We start from the raw sequence: 15,669 nt of genomic DNA on the forward strand, positions 1-15,669 counted from the left end.
AATTATTGAGGTTTATAACCAGCTAGTTCCGGTAGCCATAATGAAAGTGAGGGGAACAAGGTCACTATCGTCAACGTGATAACCATGAGGACGAATAGCGGTGCCAATTTAGGAACAACAGCGCCCAACTTGGTGCCTGTAACACTGCAACCAACAAACAAGGCAGTGCCTACTGGTGGTGTACAAATACCGATACATAAGTTGAATACTAAGATGATCCCAAAGTGAATCGGGTCAATACCAAGCGTGATAGCAATTGGTAAGAAAATAGGGGTAAAAATCAGTACTGCTGGCGTCATATCCATGAAAGTACCTACCACCAACAGAATCAGGTTCATCAAAAGAATAACCATGATCGGGTTTGTAGAGGTTTCAAGTACAAACTCAGCGATGTAAGTAGGAATATCCGCGTTCGCCATCGCCCATGACATTGCAGAAGATGTCGCCACCATCAGCAATACGATAGAAGTGGTAATCACACTATCAACAAGCACAGGGAACATATCGCTCATTTTCAGTTCGCGGTAAGCAAAACCAAGGATTAGAGCATAGACAACCGCAATCGCAGACGCTTCAGTTGCAGTGAAGATACCGCCCAAGATGCCACCCATAATGATGATAACCAGCGTTAAGCTTGGGATAGCATCCCAGATAACTTTGCGTTTCTTCTCTGTTGAAATAATTTTCTCACGAGGAATGTTGTAACGCTTGCCGAGCAAGAAGATACCAATCATTACGCTCAAGCCCATTAAAATGCCTGGGACATAACCAGCAATGAAAAGGTACTGAACTGAAGTACTACTTACCAACGCAAACAGAATAAGAATGTTTGATGGCGGAATAAGCAAACCAGACGGACAAGATGCCACGTTCACTGCAGTTGAGAAGTCCATTGGGTATTTGTGCTTCTCTTGCAGCGGCTTCATGATGCCACCAACCGCCGCCGCAGAAGCCGCCGCAGAGCCTGACAATGAACCGAACAACATGTTCGCCATAACGTTTACATGCGACAGCGAACCCGGCAAGCGGCCACCGAAAATCATTGCAAAGTTAATCAAACGAGAAGCAAGACCACCTCGGTTCATCAAGTTACCGGCCACGATGAAAAATGGCAGGGCGAGCAAACCGAAATTGTCTAACCCGTTCGCTAACTTCTGCGATACGAGAATGGTCACTTGTTCAATTGGGAAGTCGATGAATACAGTAAGTAGAGCAGCTATACCGATTGCAAACGCAATTGGCACACCAATAATCAGCAAAACACCTAATACGCCGAACAACACAGCCGCAGGAAAGAAATCGTAAAATGCATCAGGCGCATTCGCTAGGAAGTCTTGTGAAAACAGTAAATCAATCAGAGTCATTTTGAATATCCTTCTGCTGCCACACGCTCTTCTTTATTTACAAGCGAAAGAACTGAAGAAATAACGTCGACAGTACCGAAGTAAGAAATAATGTAGCCCGCCAGAGGTACGACAACATAAACATAACCAATCAATAGGTGGTGACCACCAATCACGATCCCAGGAGAAATCTGACCATGTTTAAGTGTGTTTGTGACCAGTGCAGTTCCGCCATAAATAAAGGTGACAGCAGCGAAAGCAATGATGATTAGGTTAATAAGGATACCTAACACCAATTGTCCGTTATGGCTTAATCTTGGCGCCAAAAGTTCCAACGCTAAATGACGTTTGATTGCGAAGGTGTAAGCTCCACCTAGCACACCAATCCAAATTAATAAGTAACGTGACAGTTCATCTGTAAAGGCAGAAGGATCTTGTAATATAAAGCGAGTAAATACTTGCCACACAACCGCAACAATCATTACGGTCATAAACATACTCAACACAACACGCAATAAGCCATTGATATATGAGTTGATAGACTTAATTATCATAGTAATTAATCTCTAATTAGTTTTTGTGCCACCAGACAGAACAAATAATCCATTACGTTCCCATTCTGTTGGTGACGTTTCCCTGAACAACATGTGTCGATTGCAATCATCACAATTCGTTATTCGTAAGCTTATTCATCGGTAATTCCGATAATGAAGCAATCCTACATTTGGTATAACAATAAAAAATTGGTCTAGATCATAAAACGAAACGGGCTTTCATTTTTTTACTTAAAGTATGATCACCTTTAAACTTTTGACAAAAATCACTCTAATTACGTTCAAAAATCAATCAAAACTCTACTTAAATCGTGTTTCTTTGGCTTTTATGAGTTTAATATCACACACAAATGGTAGAACACATAAGGACAACCTGTATGACATCTTTCCTTTCGGAGGATTTTTTACTCCACAGCGAATTTGCTAAACGCCTTTATCATGAAGTAGCAGCCGATTTACCTATCATCGACTACCACTGCCACCTGTTACCACATCAGGTTTCTGAGGATTACAAATTTCAAAACTTAACTGATATCTGGCTTCGCGGTGATCACTATAAATGGCGAGCAATGCGTATTAATGGTGTGGATGAGCGTTTCTGTACTGGTGACGCAACGGATAAAGAGAAGTTCTTGGCATTCGCTCGTACGGTTCCCTATACAATTGGAAACCCCATTTATCACTGGGCTCATTTAGAGCTACGCCGACCGTTCGGGATTACTGGCATTGTATTAAATGACGACACCGCAGAACGTGTTTGGAACGAAACCAATGAGATGCTAGCTACACCTGAATTCTCTGCTCGTTCGATCATGCAGAAAATGAATGTGGAAATGGTGGGTACTACCGATGATCCAATCGATGACCTCACCGCACATAAAAAAGTAGCAGAAGACAAAGACTTCCCAGTACAAATGCTGCCAAGCTGGCGTCCAGACAAAGCATTCAACATTCACCTAGAAACCTTCCCTGCTTATATGGAAGCACTATCTAAAGCCGCAGATGTTGAAATTGCTCGTTTTGCAGACCTTTGCTCTGCACTAGATAAACGCCTACAACACTTCGCAGACCACGGCTGCTGTATATCAGACCACGGTCTAGATACGGTCTGCTACGAAGATTCAACTGAGCAAGAACTGGATGCCATCCTCAGCAAACGTCTAAGCGGCGGAAACGTCTCTGAATTTGAAAGCGCACAGTTCAAGACGGCAGTATTGGTATACCTAGGTAAAGAGTACGCAAAACGTGGCTGGGTTCAGCAATACCACATTGGTGCTCTACGTAATAACAACCAACGAATGTTCAAGCTTCTTGGTCCAGACGTTGGTTTCGACTCTATCCATGATGGTTTAGTCGCCTTGCCTTTATCACGTCTGCTGGATGCGCTTGATCGCGACAATGCACTACCGAAAACCATCCTTTACGGTTTAAACCCACGTGATAATGAAGTTCTGGCAACCATGTGTGGCAACTTCCAGGACGGCAGTATCGCCGGCAAAATCCAATTTGGTTCTGGTTGGTGGTTCAATGACCAAAAAGACGGCATGGAACGTCAAATGACTCAGCTTGCACAGCTTGGTCTACTAAGCCGCTTTGTCGGTATGTTAACCGATAGCCGTAGCTTCTTGTCATACACCCGACACGAGTACTTCCGCCGCATCCTATGCCAAATGATTGGTCAATGGGTTGAAGATGGTGAAGCACCAGCGGACTTCGAACTGCTTAGCCGCATGGTTCGCGATATCTGTTATTACAACGCGAAAAACTATTTCGGTATTACCGCTAAATAATCTGACGCTCTGCGGCTGTTGCTTATTGATGAAGACTCTACCGACAAAGAGATTCTTCACCGTGCTTCAGCCGCAGCATATCGATAGGTAACTTTTATGAAACAGCTAAACCGAGATACCTTTCCCGGCCCTTCTTACCCAACCAAAATTATTCAATTTGGCGAAGGTAACTTTTTACGCGCATTTTTAGATTGGCAAATTGACCAACTCAACCAACACACAGATTTCAACGCTGGCGTCAGCATTATTCGTCCAATCGATACCGACTTCCCGCCCAGTCTTAACACTCAACAAGGTGTGTATACCACGCTGATTCGTGGTCTGGATGAAACAGGCCAAGCGATCTCACAATCCCGTGTTATCTATTCTGTGAACGAAGAGCTGTCTGCTTACCAAAATTTCCAAGCCATTCTTGGACTTGCTCGTAACCCGGAAACTCAGTTTGTGTTCTCAAACACAACGGAAGCGGGAATTGCATTTGTGGAAAGCGATCAGTTTGATGATTTACCACCAAGTAGCTACCCAGCTAAGCTGACCCGTATGCTGTGGGAGCGCTACAACTACTTTGAAGCCGATGAAGACAAAGGCTGGATCATTGTTCCTTGCGAACTTATCGATTACAACGGCGAATGCTTGAAAGAAATTGTTGGCCGCTACATTGAGGCGTGGGAGTTACCTGTTGAATTCAAACAATGGGTAGAAGCGGCAAATACATTCTGCTCAACTTTGGTCGACCGCATCGTTACCGGCTATCCAAAAGATGAAGTGAGCACGCTGGAAGCGGAGCTAGGCTACAAAGATACTTTTATGGTCAGTGCCGAAAACTTCTATCTGTTTGTGATTCAAGGTCCTCAGTGGCTAAATCAAGCACTGTGTCTGGATCAGCTTAGCACTGAACACTCGCTCAACATTAAAATTGTTGACGACATCAAGCCTTATAAAGAACGTAAAGTCGCGATTCTTAACGGGGCGCATACCGCGCTTGTACCTGTGGCATTCTTGTCTGGTATTGATACCGTTGGTGAAAGCATGGCTGACGAGCAGATGGCAACGTATATCAAAGCGCTGATGTTCTCTGAGATCATCCCTACTCTTTCACTGCCAAAAGATGAACTGCAGACGTTTGCTCAAGATGTGGAATATCGCTTTAAGAACCCTTACATCAAACACCTGCTGTTATCTATTTCGCTTAATGGTATGACAAAGTTCAAAACCCGAATTTTGCCGCAGTTACTCGCGTATCAAGAAAAGACCGACCATTTACCTCGTCACATGAGCTTTGCACTTGCAGCGTTAATTACCTTCTATCGCGGCGAACGTGAGGAAGGAAATTACCCTCTTAGTGACGACCAACCGTGGCTAGATTTCTTTGCTTCCGAGTGGCCTAAGGTGTTATCAGGGGAGCAAAGCTATGGCGCGTTAGTTGAAGGTGTGTTGGGTAACACTGCGCACTGGGGACAAGACCTCAATCAAGTGCCTGGTTTGACGGAATGCGTAACCGCGTACATCGAACAAATTTGCCTTGTGGGCATGCGACGTGCGTTAAATCGCTGCTAAGGAAATAGCATGAACTCTCTTATCAAAATACATCCTGCAGACAATGTAGCGGTTGCACTAAAAGACTTAAGTGCTGGCACAACATTAGTCGTTGATGAGCAAGAAATAACGTTGCAAGAGGACGTTCCTCAAGCGCACAAAGTGGCGTTGCAAACTTTTGTTGAGAATGACCAGATTATCAAATATGGCTGCCCTATCGGACATGCGTTGGAAAAGATAGAGCTAGGCCATCGTGTTTATCAGGATAACATTCGCACCAACTTAAGCGATTTAAACGAATACCAATACCAACCGGATTTCCAAAATGTGCACAGCACATTGGAAAATAAACCAGTGAATATCTATCGCCGTGAGAATGGTGATGTGGGTATTCGAAACGAACTTTGGATCATCCCAACGGTTGGCTGTGTAAACGCTATAGCTAACATGATGAAAAGGCAGTTTGAGTCTGAAGTCGACATGTCAGCTATTGATGGCGTGCAAGTGTTTACTCACCAATATGGCTGTTCACAACTGGGGGACGACCACAACAACACTAAGATTCTGCTGCAAAACTTGGTGAAACACCCTAACTCCGGCGGTGTTTTGGTGGTGGGTTTAGGTTGTGAAAACAACCAAGTGAACGCGTTTAAAGACACGCTTGGTGAGTATGACGAACAGCGTGTTCAATTCATGATCTGTCAAAAACAAGATGATGAAGTGGAATACGGCGTTGAGCTGATGAAAAAGCTGTATGACGTGATGTCCAAAGATCAGCGAGTTCCGGGCAACCTGAGCGAAGTTCGTTTTGGCTTAGAATGCGGAGGCTCTGATGGCTTCTCAGGCATCACAGCTAACCCTCTGCTAGGACGTTTCTCAGATTACCTTGTCACGCACGGCGGCACCACAGTGTTGACCGAAGTGCCAGAGATGTTTGGTGCAGAACACATTCTTATGAGTCGCTGCGTTGATAAAAACGTATTCGACAATACGGTATCCATGATCAATAACTTCAAGCAGTATTTTATCGATCACAAACAACCTATCTATGAAAACCCATCTCCGGGTAACAAGGCGGGCGGCATTTCTACATTAGAAGAGAAATCTTTGGGTTGCACGCAAAAAGCCGGTTCTAGTCAGGTGATGGACGTACTTAAGTACGGTGAACGTTTAACCAAGCCGGGTTTGAACCTTTTAAGTGCTCCGGGGAACGATGCGATTGCAACCTCTGCGCTGGCGATGGCGGGCTGTCACATGGTGCTGTTCAGTACTGGTCGTGGCACACCTTATGGTGGACCAGTACCCACATTGAAGCTGGCAACCAACAGTGACTTAGCACGCCGCAAACCACACTGGATTGACTTTAATGCAGGCACTCTGGTGGAAGGCACATCAATGGACAACTTACTTGAAGAATTTGTCGATAAGGTTACCAGCTTCGTAAATGGTGAGCCGACGCGCAATGAAATCAATGAGTTCCGAGAAATCGCCGTATTCAAAAGTGGCGTAACGCTTTAATAAGATGTGCTAAAAGACAACAAAGGCTACCTTCGGGTAGCCTTTATTTTTCAGTTCTTTTGCAGCATTTCTTCTGCCACTAAAAAGATGTTTATGAAGTAGCAATCGGGCTTTCTGAGAACAAGAAACGATCATAGTCATCATTTGAAGCATCAAACAGCATGATCTTGGTATTTTCAATGTGCTGCCAAGCTGCCTGACGTGCGGCGACCGCATCTCGCTTGATTAATGCTTTTACGATTTCATCGTGATCGCTACACCAACTGCGGATTTTATTATCTTCAATGTGCTCGTGAAGCTTCTTCCAATAAGGGTTGTTTTCACGATGTTTCGACAGCATTTCAGCAATGTGTACCACTACTGAGTTTTGCGTACAGCGAGCCATCTGAATATGAAATTCAATATCCCAGTAAGAATCACGTGAACAATCGTCTTGCTTCGCTTGCTCTTGAATCTTCATCAAAGCAACCAAATCTTGTTTAGTCGCTTGAGTCGCTGCAAATTCGGCTATATTGCTTTCAAATAACTGGCGAGCCTGTAGCAATTCAAACGGACCACAGGTAAGCATGAAACCGAAATCACCCGACGACTGCACGATGTCAGGTACTACGTTATCAACCTGCGTGTTAATGACTCGGATACCCGAACCTTTACGCACTTCAACATAGCCTTCAACTTCAAGCATTATCATTGCTTCACGAATCACGGTACGACTCACTTCCATCTGCTCAGCGATCACTCGTTCAGCAGGAAGCATATCCCCAACGTTGTAAACGCCATTAAAGATTTCCGTTTTAAAGTGATTGGCGATTTTTTGATAAAGCTTAATATTCGGTTCCATATTAATCTCTCAAACCACTTGTTATACCAATTTAGTGACAGCTTACCATAGATAGTATTCCAATCGATAGTCAAAAAAATGGTCTGATTTCAAAATTTTCAAAATGACTCGCAACACGTTCCTCCCTTCTTTAGCGTGCCGATCGGTTATCCCTTTGCTAGTATTTATTTCTAAACTAAACAAGAGTCTTCAAGCATGACAACCGAAAAATTTTCTTCCATTTATCAACGAGCCGTCGATCGTAAAGGTGGCGAAGACCAGTTAGAAACGCTGCTTAGCACGCCATTAAGTCAAACCGAACTTGCTGCGCTACCTGAAGATCGCTGGTTATCTGCATTTAGTATGAAAGTGTTTCAATCGGGAATCTCTTGGGATGTTGTGAGAAAGAAATGGCCTAACTTTGAAGAGCTTTTCTTCGGCTTCAAAATTGAACCCCTGTTGATGCTGTCTGACGAAGTATGGGAACAAAAAGCACAAGATCCACGCATCATCCGTCATTTAGCCAAAGTGATGTCGATTCCGCGCAATGCACGCATGATTTATGAAACCAGAGTCGAACACGGTTCTTTCAGTGAAATGGTGGCAAACTGGCCACTAGACAATATTACTGGCCTTTGGGAATACTTAAAAAAGCACGGTGACCGTCTAGGTGGCAACACAGGGCCATACACTCTGCGTACTATGGGTGCTGATACGTTTATCTTCTCTACCGATGTTGAAGCCTACCTTCGGAACACTGGCGTTATTGATAGTGCAAAGACAACCAAACGTGCAATGACCGCAGCCAATCAAGCATTCTGCCAATGGCGTGAAGAGTCTGGACGTAGCCTAAGCGAGATAAGTCAGATCATCGCCTATAGCACGGGTGAAAACCGAATCTAAAGTGATTTATGAGCACGGTAATAATGCAAAAAGGGAGAGCCTCCAAAGACTCTCCCTTTTGTTTATCAGCACAGAAATGGTTATTGAGGTCGTTTACTCAATACCGCATCAATATCTGCTGCGCTATGGCGTTCTTCGACTTGTTCCCACTCTTCACCAAAAGTGCGGTTTACAATTCGGCCACGTTGAACAGCAGGACGCTCTAGCATCATTTTCGCCCAACGTTGAACATGAGTATAAGACTCAACATCCAAGAACTCACCAGCATTGTATGCTTTGCCTAGTGCCAGATTACCGTACCAAGGCCAGATAGCGATATCTGCAATACTGATTTCTTCACCAGCAATAAAAGTATGTTTCGCCAGTTGCTTATCAAGAACGTCAAGCTGACGCTTTGTTTCCATTGCAAAACGGTTAATTGGGTATTCAAACTTCTCTGGCGCATAAGCGTAGAAGTGCCCAAAGCCACCACCAAGATAAGGTGCAGAGCCTTGCAGCCAGAATAGCCAGTTCATTACTTCAGCACGTGCCGCACCTTCTTTTGGTAGGAAATGGCCGAACTTCTCAGCAAGATAGAACAGAATATTACCGGATTCGAATACGTTTACAGGTTCATCACCTGAGCGATCAACCATCGCTGGAATTTTCGAGTTCGGGTTGACGGCAACAAAGCCAGAACTGAACTGGTCACTGTCACCAATGCGAATCAGGAACGCATCATATTCCGCTTCTGTCACGCCCAGAGCAAGTAGCTCCTCAAGCATGATGGTCACCTTCTGGCCATTTGGCGTACCCATAGAGTAAAGCTGAATTGGGTGAGAGCCCACTGGAAGTTCTCTTTCAAAACGAGCACCTGAATCCGGTCGGTTAATGCTCGCCCATTGACCACCATTTTCGCTGTCCATTGTCCAAACTCTTGGTGGGATATATTCACTTGCCATGGTTGATCCTTCTCTTGGTTTACGTATTCGATTTACGACTTCTTAAGATATAGGGGCAAATTATTGCAGATAAAGTCTTTTATGAATTTTTAGTTATAACAATAAATTATTGTAAGGGAGAAGAAATTATATAGGCAGGGAGAAACAGTGACAGGAAAGATTTGAGTTCCCGCAGTAACAGACGCTACTACGGGAATCAGAGCAATTAGAACGCTGGCTCGATCGTGCCATTAAAGGTTTGTTGCATGTAGTCACGAATCGCCTGTGACTGGTAGATCTCTACGAATTTCTTATATGCTTCGTTATCTTTGTCTTTTTCACGACTTGCAATCACCATTACTGCAAGCGGCGCTTGCTTCGATTCAAGGTAGATACCCTGTTTCTTAGGATCAAGACCCGCAGACATCACGTAGTTCATCGTGATAGCCGCAGCATCAACGTCGTCCAACGTACGAGGAAGCTGCGCCGCATCCACTTCCAAGAACTCGAAGTTTTTCGGGTTTTCTACGATATCGTTTAATGTCGCTTTAAAACCCACATCCGCTTTTAAGGTAATCAAACCTGCGTCAGCAAACAGCAGTAAACCACGCCCACCATTGGTTGGGTCATTGGGAATAGCAACACGAGCATTCTCTGGCAACTCTTCTAACGATTTGTATTTATTAGAATAAATACCCATACGCATCAAAATAGATTTACCAATCGATACAAGGTGAGAACCTTGGCTATTGTTGTAGTTGTTTAGGAAAGGAAGATGCTGATAACTATTTAAATCAATACTGCCATCTTCCAACGCCGCGTTTGGCGTAATGTAGTCAGAGAACTCGACTACTTTCACTTTTAATCCCTGTTTAGCTGCCTCTTTTGCAACCGCTTCCACTACCTGTGCGTGCGGCCCAACTGTTGCACCAACAGAGATTTCGTCACTCTCTTTCTGACCACAAGCTGTTAAACCGAAAACCAAAAATGCCACTAAGCCCAACTGAGAGAGTTTTTTATATCCGTTCATTATTTATTCCTTACCCAAACCAAAGACGTATAGCCGTCTAAACAGCTATATTATCGATGACTAACTAATATGCAACTACAAATTTGCTATAAGGTAGTTCCTTCTGTGCTTTTCTTCCGCGCAGTAAATACCGATTGAACTCATATTTCGTTTTCACTAAATTAGCCAAAGTAGCAGGAAGTCAGAAAAAGGAATTTATGAAAACGTTACTGATAATTAATGTTGGTCAGGCTCCTGAACAACAACTTAAGAAATACGGAGATTTTGAACACTGGGCACAGAGAGCCATTAGTGAAGTCGATATCCCCGTAACGTTCCTAGATGGTACGCGCGATGCTTTACCTACTTATGACTCTTTAGCAGGAGTCATCATCATGGGCTCACTGTCTATGGTGACCGAGAAGACCGACTGGATGCTGAAGTTGTCAAACGACATCGTTGCCCTCACTGAAAAACAAATCCCTCTTCTTGGTATTTGCTTTGGCCATCAATTAATCGCCCAAGCGCTTGGTGGCACTGTGGGTTATAACCCCAAAGGCCTCGAAATTGGAACGGTAGAGTTGGAGCGTTTACCAAGCGCGAGCAATGATCCTCTATTTGAATCACTTCCAGCAAACTTTGCGGCTCAAACCGTTCATTTCCAATCGGTTCAGCAACTTCCATCGAATGCCGTGTGCCTAGCCAGAAGTGAATTGGATGAACACCATGCCTTCCGAGCAGGAAGTTGTACTTGGGGCGTGCAATTCCATCCAGAATTTACCAGCGACATCATGCGCGATTCTGTTGAAGGTTTGAAAGAAGCGATTGCCGATAGCTATACCAGTAAGCTCGAACAAGTCTCTGAGACGGAACAGGCGAAACAAATTTTGGTAAGGTTCGCCAGTATGTGTAAATCACGTATTGATCACCCTTAGACTTTAAAAACATGAGCTAGAATATCAACAGTAGAGCCACTTTCGTTGGGAACGCGAGCGGTTAAGCCTGTATTTAATCTATATAAAAAGGCTGGTACTTCGTGAAAGTAGAACATATGGATAAACAGTGTTATGAATGCGAAGAATACGCTGCGGTAATTTCAGCTTTGCCTGATATGGTCTTTGTTCTCACTGAATCTGGTCGCTATGCGGCGATATTTGGTGGCGAAAACTCCGACCTTTATCATGACGGCTCATCTTTAAAGGGATTAACCCTCGCCAATGTTCTTCCTGCAGATAAGGCCGCTTGGTTTAAAGATCGAATTAAAGAAACGCTCGATTGCGATTGCATCAAAGTTTTTGAATATTCCTTATCTGCAGATGACGTTGACACGGTCGATGAAGCCTCTGGGCCGATTGGAGAACTACGCTTTGAAGGCCGAGTTAGCCCGCTGAAATCATTACGCTATGGCGAAAGAGCTGTGGTGTGGGTTGCTCGAAACATTACCGCTCGACACCAGATTGAGCAGAAGTTGCTCTATCAATCTGAAGTGGATGATTTATCCAAAACACTCAATCGTCGTAAGTTGTTTGAAACACTGAACGATGCCTTCTATGCCTTCAAGCGATACCATGAAAACTACTGTTTCCTTGTGGTCGATATCGACAATTTTAAGCGGATTAATGACTTTTACGGACACAGCCTAGGCGATGAAGCTATCCGTAAAGTCGCAGAGATCTGCAAACAGAGAGTACGTAAAACTGACACGATTGGACGACTTGGTGGCGATGAGTTTGGCATTATTCTCAAGCACACAGACGAAATTTCTCCCGTGAAGTTTGCAGAGCGACTGGTAGATGCGGTATCCAACACTCTGCTACACGAAGAGCTTTCCGATACGCGAGTCTCCATTAGTATCGGCTTAAGTTATTTCACTGAAAGTGATACAGGGATGGAAGACATTTACCATCGGGCTGACCTTGCACTCTATGACGCAAAACGCCGCGGAAAAAATCGAGTATCAACCAAAACCAATTAGTTGGCTTAATCCGACTTCTACATTTCCACCGAATACAACAAAGGCACGTCAGAGAACTGGCGTGCCTTTTATCGATTACACTTTGTATCTTACAGGTGGTCAATCACCGCAGGAATAGCGGCCAGTACATCTTGACCGAATGCCACGCTACGCTCAGGAGACCAACCATAAAGCTCATCAGGATGGCAGTTATGATCCTTAAACGGCATCTCTAAAGTGTAAGACAGACACTTAAATTCTTCGGCAACCCAATTTGAACCGACGGTCAAGTTTGCTTTACCCGGTTCATCTTTGTCATAACCAAATTCATCCTGAAACTCAGGCGTGATAAAGGTTAATGCTTGCTTAAACAGAGCTTCAAGGTTCGCCATTTTCTCGTTGTAACTTGGAACACCTTCGGCACCAGCCACGAAGTTATAAGGGATTGCTTCATCGCCGTGAATATCGAGGAACAGATCAACACCCGTTTCCATCATTCGCTGACGAACGTAGTAAACCTCAGGACTTTTCTCTAATGACGGTGATTGCCATTCGCGGTTAAGGTTGATACCAATCGCATTAGTTCTCAGGTGACCACGAACGCTGCCATCTGGGTTCATGTTTGGCACAATGTAGAATACCGCTTTTTCAAGCAGTGCATTCGCTACGGTGTCAGTGTTATCAAGCAGGCGTTGCAGCAAACCTTCCACAAACCATTCAGCCATGGTTTCACCCGGATGCTGGCGTGCAGTAATCCAAATATTTTTCTTCTCAGAACTTGATTCACCAATCGTTAACAGACTGATGTCACGGTTATCCAGTGTTTGACCTAGCGTTTGAAGCTTGGTTTGTGGGTGCATTTGAGCTTGATGCAACAAGTCTAAATGACGCTCGTAGCTGTATGGCGCAAAATAGGCGAAATAGATCGAATCGTACTCTGGCAGAATCGAGAAACTCAGGTTGTCGCCGTCGTAAGAAGCGGGCACACGGAACCACTCTTCACGATCGTAAGAAGCCACCACATCGTAACCGTCCCAGCCTTCTGGATAAGCCGATTTTGCGAGGTTCATCATGCGGAACTTGTGCTCTGTGTTGGCTTCACTTTCTACTCGAAAGAAAAACCATTGAGCAATTTCAGTCTCGTTATCACGTTTAATCGACAATTGAATATCTTCACGATTTTCAGCGTTGATAACTTCAATATTACCCGCGTCAAAATTACTAAATATTTTCATAAAGTCACTATATTGCTCGGAGTCTTGGTTGTTCGGTGTTTTGTCCAATTTATCAATATAAACCATGAGTTAAAAGAATGTTCTAAAGATTACAACTTTGTCTCTGGTTCATTGCTGCTAAATCGCTCAAATAGCTGAGTTAACCAGTCAATAAATTCTCTTATTCTTCTTGGCTGTTGGTGGCGAGACTCGTAGAGCACCGACATTGGCATCGGCATACAGACATAATCACTCAGTACTTCAATCAGCTCTCCATTGGCGATGTGCTCCTGCACTCCCCACTTGGGTAATTGGATAATACCCAAACCATTGAGGCACGCTGACAAATAGGCATCCGTTGTACTTACTGAAATCAGGCTCTTGGTTGACACAAAGTGCGTTTTGTTATTTTTGACGTACTCAAAACCACTCTGTAATCCGCTCTGCTCAGGTGCATAATCCACGACAAAATGCTGATCAAGCTGATTAAGTTGAGTCGGCAACCCATACCTCTCAACATAACTTGGACTAACGCAGTTAATCATTTCAATGCTGCCCAAATGTCGCGCAATCAGATTGCTGTCTTCCAATATTCCACCGCGAATCACACAGTCGATACGCTCTTTGATGAGATCAATTCGATAGTCTGCTCCCACTAGTCTCAGTTGGGTTTTCGGGTGAAGTTCGAACCATTGGTGAAGATTAGGCGCGACGACCGTAGAAAAGAAGCGGCTTGGCATATCCACTTTGATCACGCCACTGAGTTCATTGCTTTCGCGCTGAAACTGATTCTCTAGCCCTTCCAATTCGTCAATCAGTCTCAGGCTCTGAGATAAGTAACGTTCACCAGCTTCTGTTAATGAAACCTGCCGCGTGCTGCGTCTCAATAACCTCGTTTGTAGGTGCTCTTCCAAACGGCTCACCGACATAGAAATCGCTGATTTCGGCACGCCAAGTTGATTGGAAGCCTGCGTAAAACTGCCTGTTTGAGCGACCGCAATAAAACGCTTCATCGTTTCAATCTTATCCATCAGCCTCGTTTGCTCACTGGTTATTGTTCATTTGATACGAACAGTGTTGTCTGATTACCGCTATTTTTCAATCCAATACCGAAGAGTAACGTATAAACGAACCCAACAACTGAGCTCAAAAGGTAAAGACATGAACAAAATTGCACTAATAACTGGTGGCAGCCGCGGTCTAGGCAAAAGCGCGGCACTTAAATTGGCAGAGAAAAACGTCGATATCATTTTCACCTATCACAGTAACCAACAAGCGGCGCTGGATGTCGTTGCCGAAATCCAACGTTTGGGACAAAAAGCAGTAGCCTTGCAATGTGATATCCGTGATACCGCTTCGTTTGCTGCATTTGAAAGCTCCCTTTCGAAGATCCTACAGGAGCAATTTGGACGTTCTGACATTGATTACCTGTTAAACAATGCGGGAACCGGTTTGCATGCCACGATCGAAGAAACGAGTATTGAAGATCTTGAAGAGATGTTTAATACCCACGTGAAAGGTCCGTTTGTTTTCACACAGAAGATGCTTCCGCTAATCAAATCTGGCGGTCATATCGTGAATGTATCTTCTGGTTTAACGCGATTTTCTTTCCCCGGCTCCGCGGCCTATGCCATGGCTAAAGGTGCAGTAGAAGTGATGACTCGCTATATGGCGAAAGAGTTTGCGGCAAACAACATTCGCGTGAATACGCTTGCTCCGGGGGCTATCGCAACCGATTTTAGAGGCGGCGCAATTCGTGACAATCAACAGGCACAAGCGATGGTGTCATCGGTTACCGCTCTAGGACGTGTCGGTGAAGCTGACGATATTGGAAAAATCATTTCATCTATGTTTAGCGAAGGCTTTGACTGGGTAACGGGGCAACGAATTGAGGCGTCAGGCGGTATGATTCTTTAATTTCTGATAAGGGGGGCATAGCTTAACTGTGCCCCGCTCTTATACTTCTCTCTTCAAGATTTCAAACAGGACTAAAAACTAGCCCTAACATGGCAATTTCGAATTCTGTAAACATAACAACATAAAACTCTCATGCAACTGACACACAGCGTATCTAGCGTGTTCGACTAAGTCTTAAATAACAGGGAATA

General features: G+C 44.3%; 14 protein-coding genes. 7 read left to right on the forward strand and 7 right to left on the reverse strand.

Features of this window, described 5'->3' with window-relative positions:
- Positions 1-2: 2 nt before the first annotated feature.
- The gene (locus tag HUO09_RS05815) at positions 3-1,364 is read right to left on the reverse strand and encodes a TRAP transporter large permease (RefSeq protein WP_167412911.1); all 1,362 of its coding nucleotides are present in this window, start codon (positions 1,362-1,364) and stop codon (positions 3-5) included.
- On the reverse strand, positions 1,361-1,897 hold the full coding sequence (locus HUO09_RS05820; protein WP_188233317.1) for a TRAP transporter small permease: 537 nt from the start codon (positions 1,895-1,897) through the stop codon (positions 1,361-1,363). Before HUO09_RS05820 ends, HUO09_RS05815 begins: the two co-directional genes overlap by 4 nt.
- 377 nt (positions 1,898-2,274) lie before the next feature.
- Here HUO09_RS05820 and uxaC point away from each other — a divergent pair, with 377 nt between their 5' ends.
- From uxaC to HUO09_RS05835, 3 genes are all read left to right on the forward strand, one after another.
- Positions 2,275-3,687 (forward strand): glucuronate isomerase, encoded by a 1,413-nt coding sequence (gene uxaC, locus HUO09_RS05825; RefSeq protein WP_188233318.1) that lies wholly within the window; start codon positions 2,275-2,277, stop codon positions 3,685-3,687.
- 96 nt (positions 3,688-3,783) lie between these two features.
- Positions 3,784-5,244 (forward strand): tagaturonate reductase, encoded by a 1,461-nt coding sequence (locus HUO09_RS05830; protein WP_188233319.1) that lies wholly within the window; start codon positions 3,784-3,786, stop codon positions 5,242-5,244.
- A gap of 9 nt (positions 5,245-5,253) precedes the next feature.
- A complete protein-coding gene (locus HUO09_RS05835) occupies positions 5,254-6,741 on the forward strand; it encodes a UxaA family hydrolase (RefSeq protein WP_188233320.1) in 1,488 nt (495 codons plus the stop codon).
- A 91-nt stretch (positions 6,742-6,832) separates the two neighbouring features.
- Here HUO09_RS05835 and HUO09_RS05840 read toward each other — a convergent pair whose 3' ends face one another.
- Positions 6,833-7,582 carry a GntR family transcriptional regulator gene (locus tag HUO09_RS05840; RefSeq protein ID WP_167412916.1) on the reverse strand — a complete coding sequence of 250 codons (750 nt, stop codon included), beginning with the start codon at positions 7,580-7,582 and terminating at the stop codon, positions 6,833-6,835.
- Positions 7,583-7,777: 195 nt separating this feature from the next.
- Here HUO09_RS05840 and HUO09_RS05845 point away from each other — a divergent pair, with 195 nt between their 5' ends.
- Positions 7,778-8,464 carry a DNA-3-methyladenine glycosylase I gene (locus tag HUO09_RS05845; RefSeq protein WP_188233321.1) on the forward strand — a complete coding sequence of 229 codons (687 nt, stop codon included), beginning with the start codon at positions 7,778-7,780 and terminating at the stop codon, positions 8,462-8,464.
- Positions 8,465-8,544: 80 nt separating this feature from the next.
- On the opposite strand, the gene yghU is transcribed toward HUO09_RS05845, so the two are convergent.
- Complete coding sequence (yghU, locus tag HUO09_RS05850) at positions 8,545-9,405, reverse strand: glutathione-dependent disulfide-bond oxidoreductase (protein ID WP_188233322.1); 861 nt, start codon at positions 9,403-9,405, stop codon at positions 8,545-8,547.
- A 205-nt stretch (positions 9,406-9,610) separates the two neighbouring features.
- Positions 9,611-10,414: a MetQ/NlpA family ABC transporter substrate-binding protein gene (locus HUO09_RS05855; protein WP_188233323.1), complete on the reverse strand. Its 804-nt coding sequence runs from the start codon at positions 10,412-10,414 to the stop codon at positions 9,611-9,613.
- Between the two features lie 197 nt (positions 10,415-10,611).
- Here HUO09_RS05855 and HUO09_RS05860 point away from each other — a divergent pair, with 197 nt between their 5' ends.
- Together HUO09_RS05860 and HUO09_RS05865 are read left to right on the forward strand one after the other, a co-directional pair.
- Positions 10,612-11,328, forward strand: coding sequence for a glutamine amidotransferase (locus HUO09_RS05860; RefSeq protein WP_188233324.1), 717 nt, complete (start codon positions 10,612-10,614; stop codon positions 11,326-11,328).
- A gap of 101 nt (positions 11,329-11,429) precedes the next feature.
- Positions 11,430-12,368, forward strand: a complete 939-nt coding sequence (locus HUO09_RS05865; protein WP_373563684.1) for a diguanylate cyclase — start codon at positions 11,430-11,432, stop codon at positions 12,366-12,368.
- Positions 12,369-12,457: 89 nt separating this feature from the next.
- On the opposite strand, the gene HUO09_RS05870 is transcribed toward HUO09_RS05865, so the two are convergent.
- The gene (locus tag HUO09_RS05870) at positions 12,458-13,582 is read right to left on the reverse strand and encodes a carboxypeptidase family protein (protein ID WP_188233325.1); all 1,125 of its coding nucleotides are present in this window, start codon (positions 13,580-13,582) and stop codon (positions 12,458-12,460) included.
- Between the two features lie 89 nt (positions 13,583-13,671).
- Complete coding sequence (locus tag HUO09_RS05875) at positions 13,672-14,592, reverse strand: LysR family transcriptional regulator (protein WP_188233326.1); 921 nt, start codon at positions 14,590-14,592, stop codon at positions 13,672-13,674.
- A 130-nt stretch (positions 14,593-14,722) separates the two neighbouring features.
- Between HUO09_RS05875 and HUO09_RS05880 the strand changes: the two genes are divergently transcribed.
- Positions 14,723-15,478 carry an SDR family NAD(P)-dependent oxidoreductase gene (locus HUO09_RS05880; protein WP_188233327.1) on the forward strand — a complete coding sequence of 252 codons (756 nt, stop codon included), beginning with the start codon at positions 14,723-14,725 and terminating at the stop codon, positions 15,476-15,478.
- Positions 15,479-15,669 lie beyond the last annotated feature (191 nt).

This window comes from Vibrio sp. Y2-5, from assembly GCF_014596725.1.
Classification (GTDB): domain Bacteria; phylum Pseudomonadota; class Gammaproteobacteria; order Enterobacterales; family Vibrionaceae; genus Vibrio.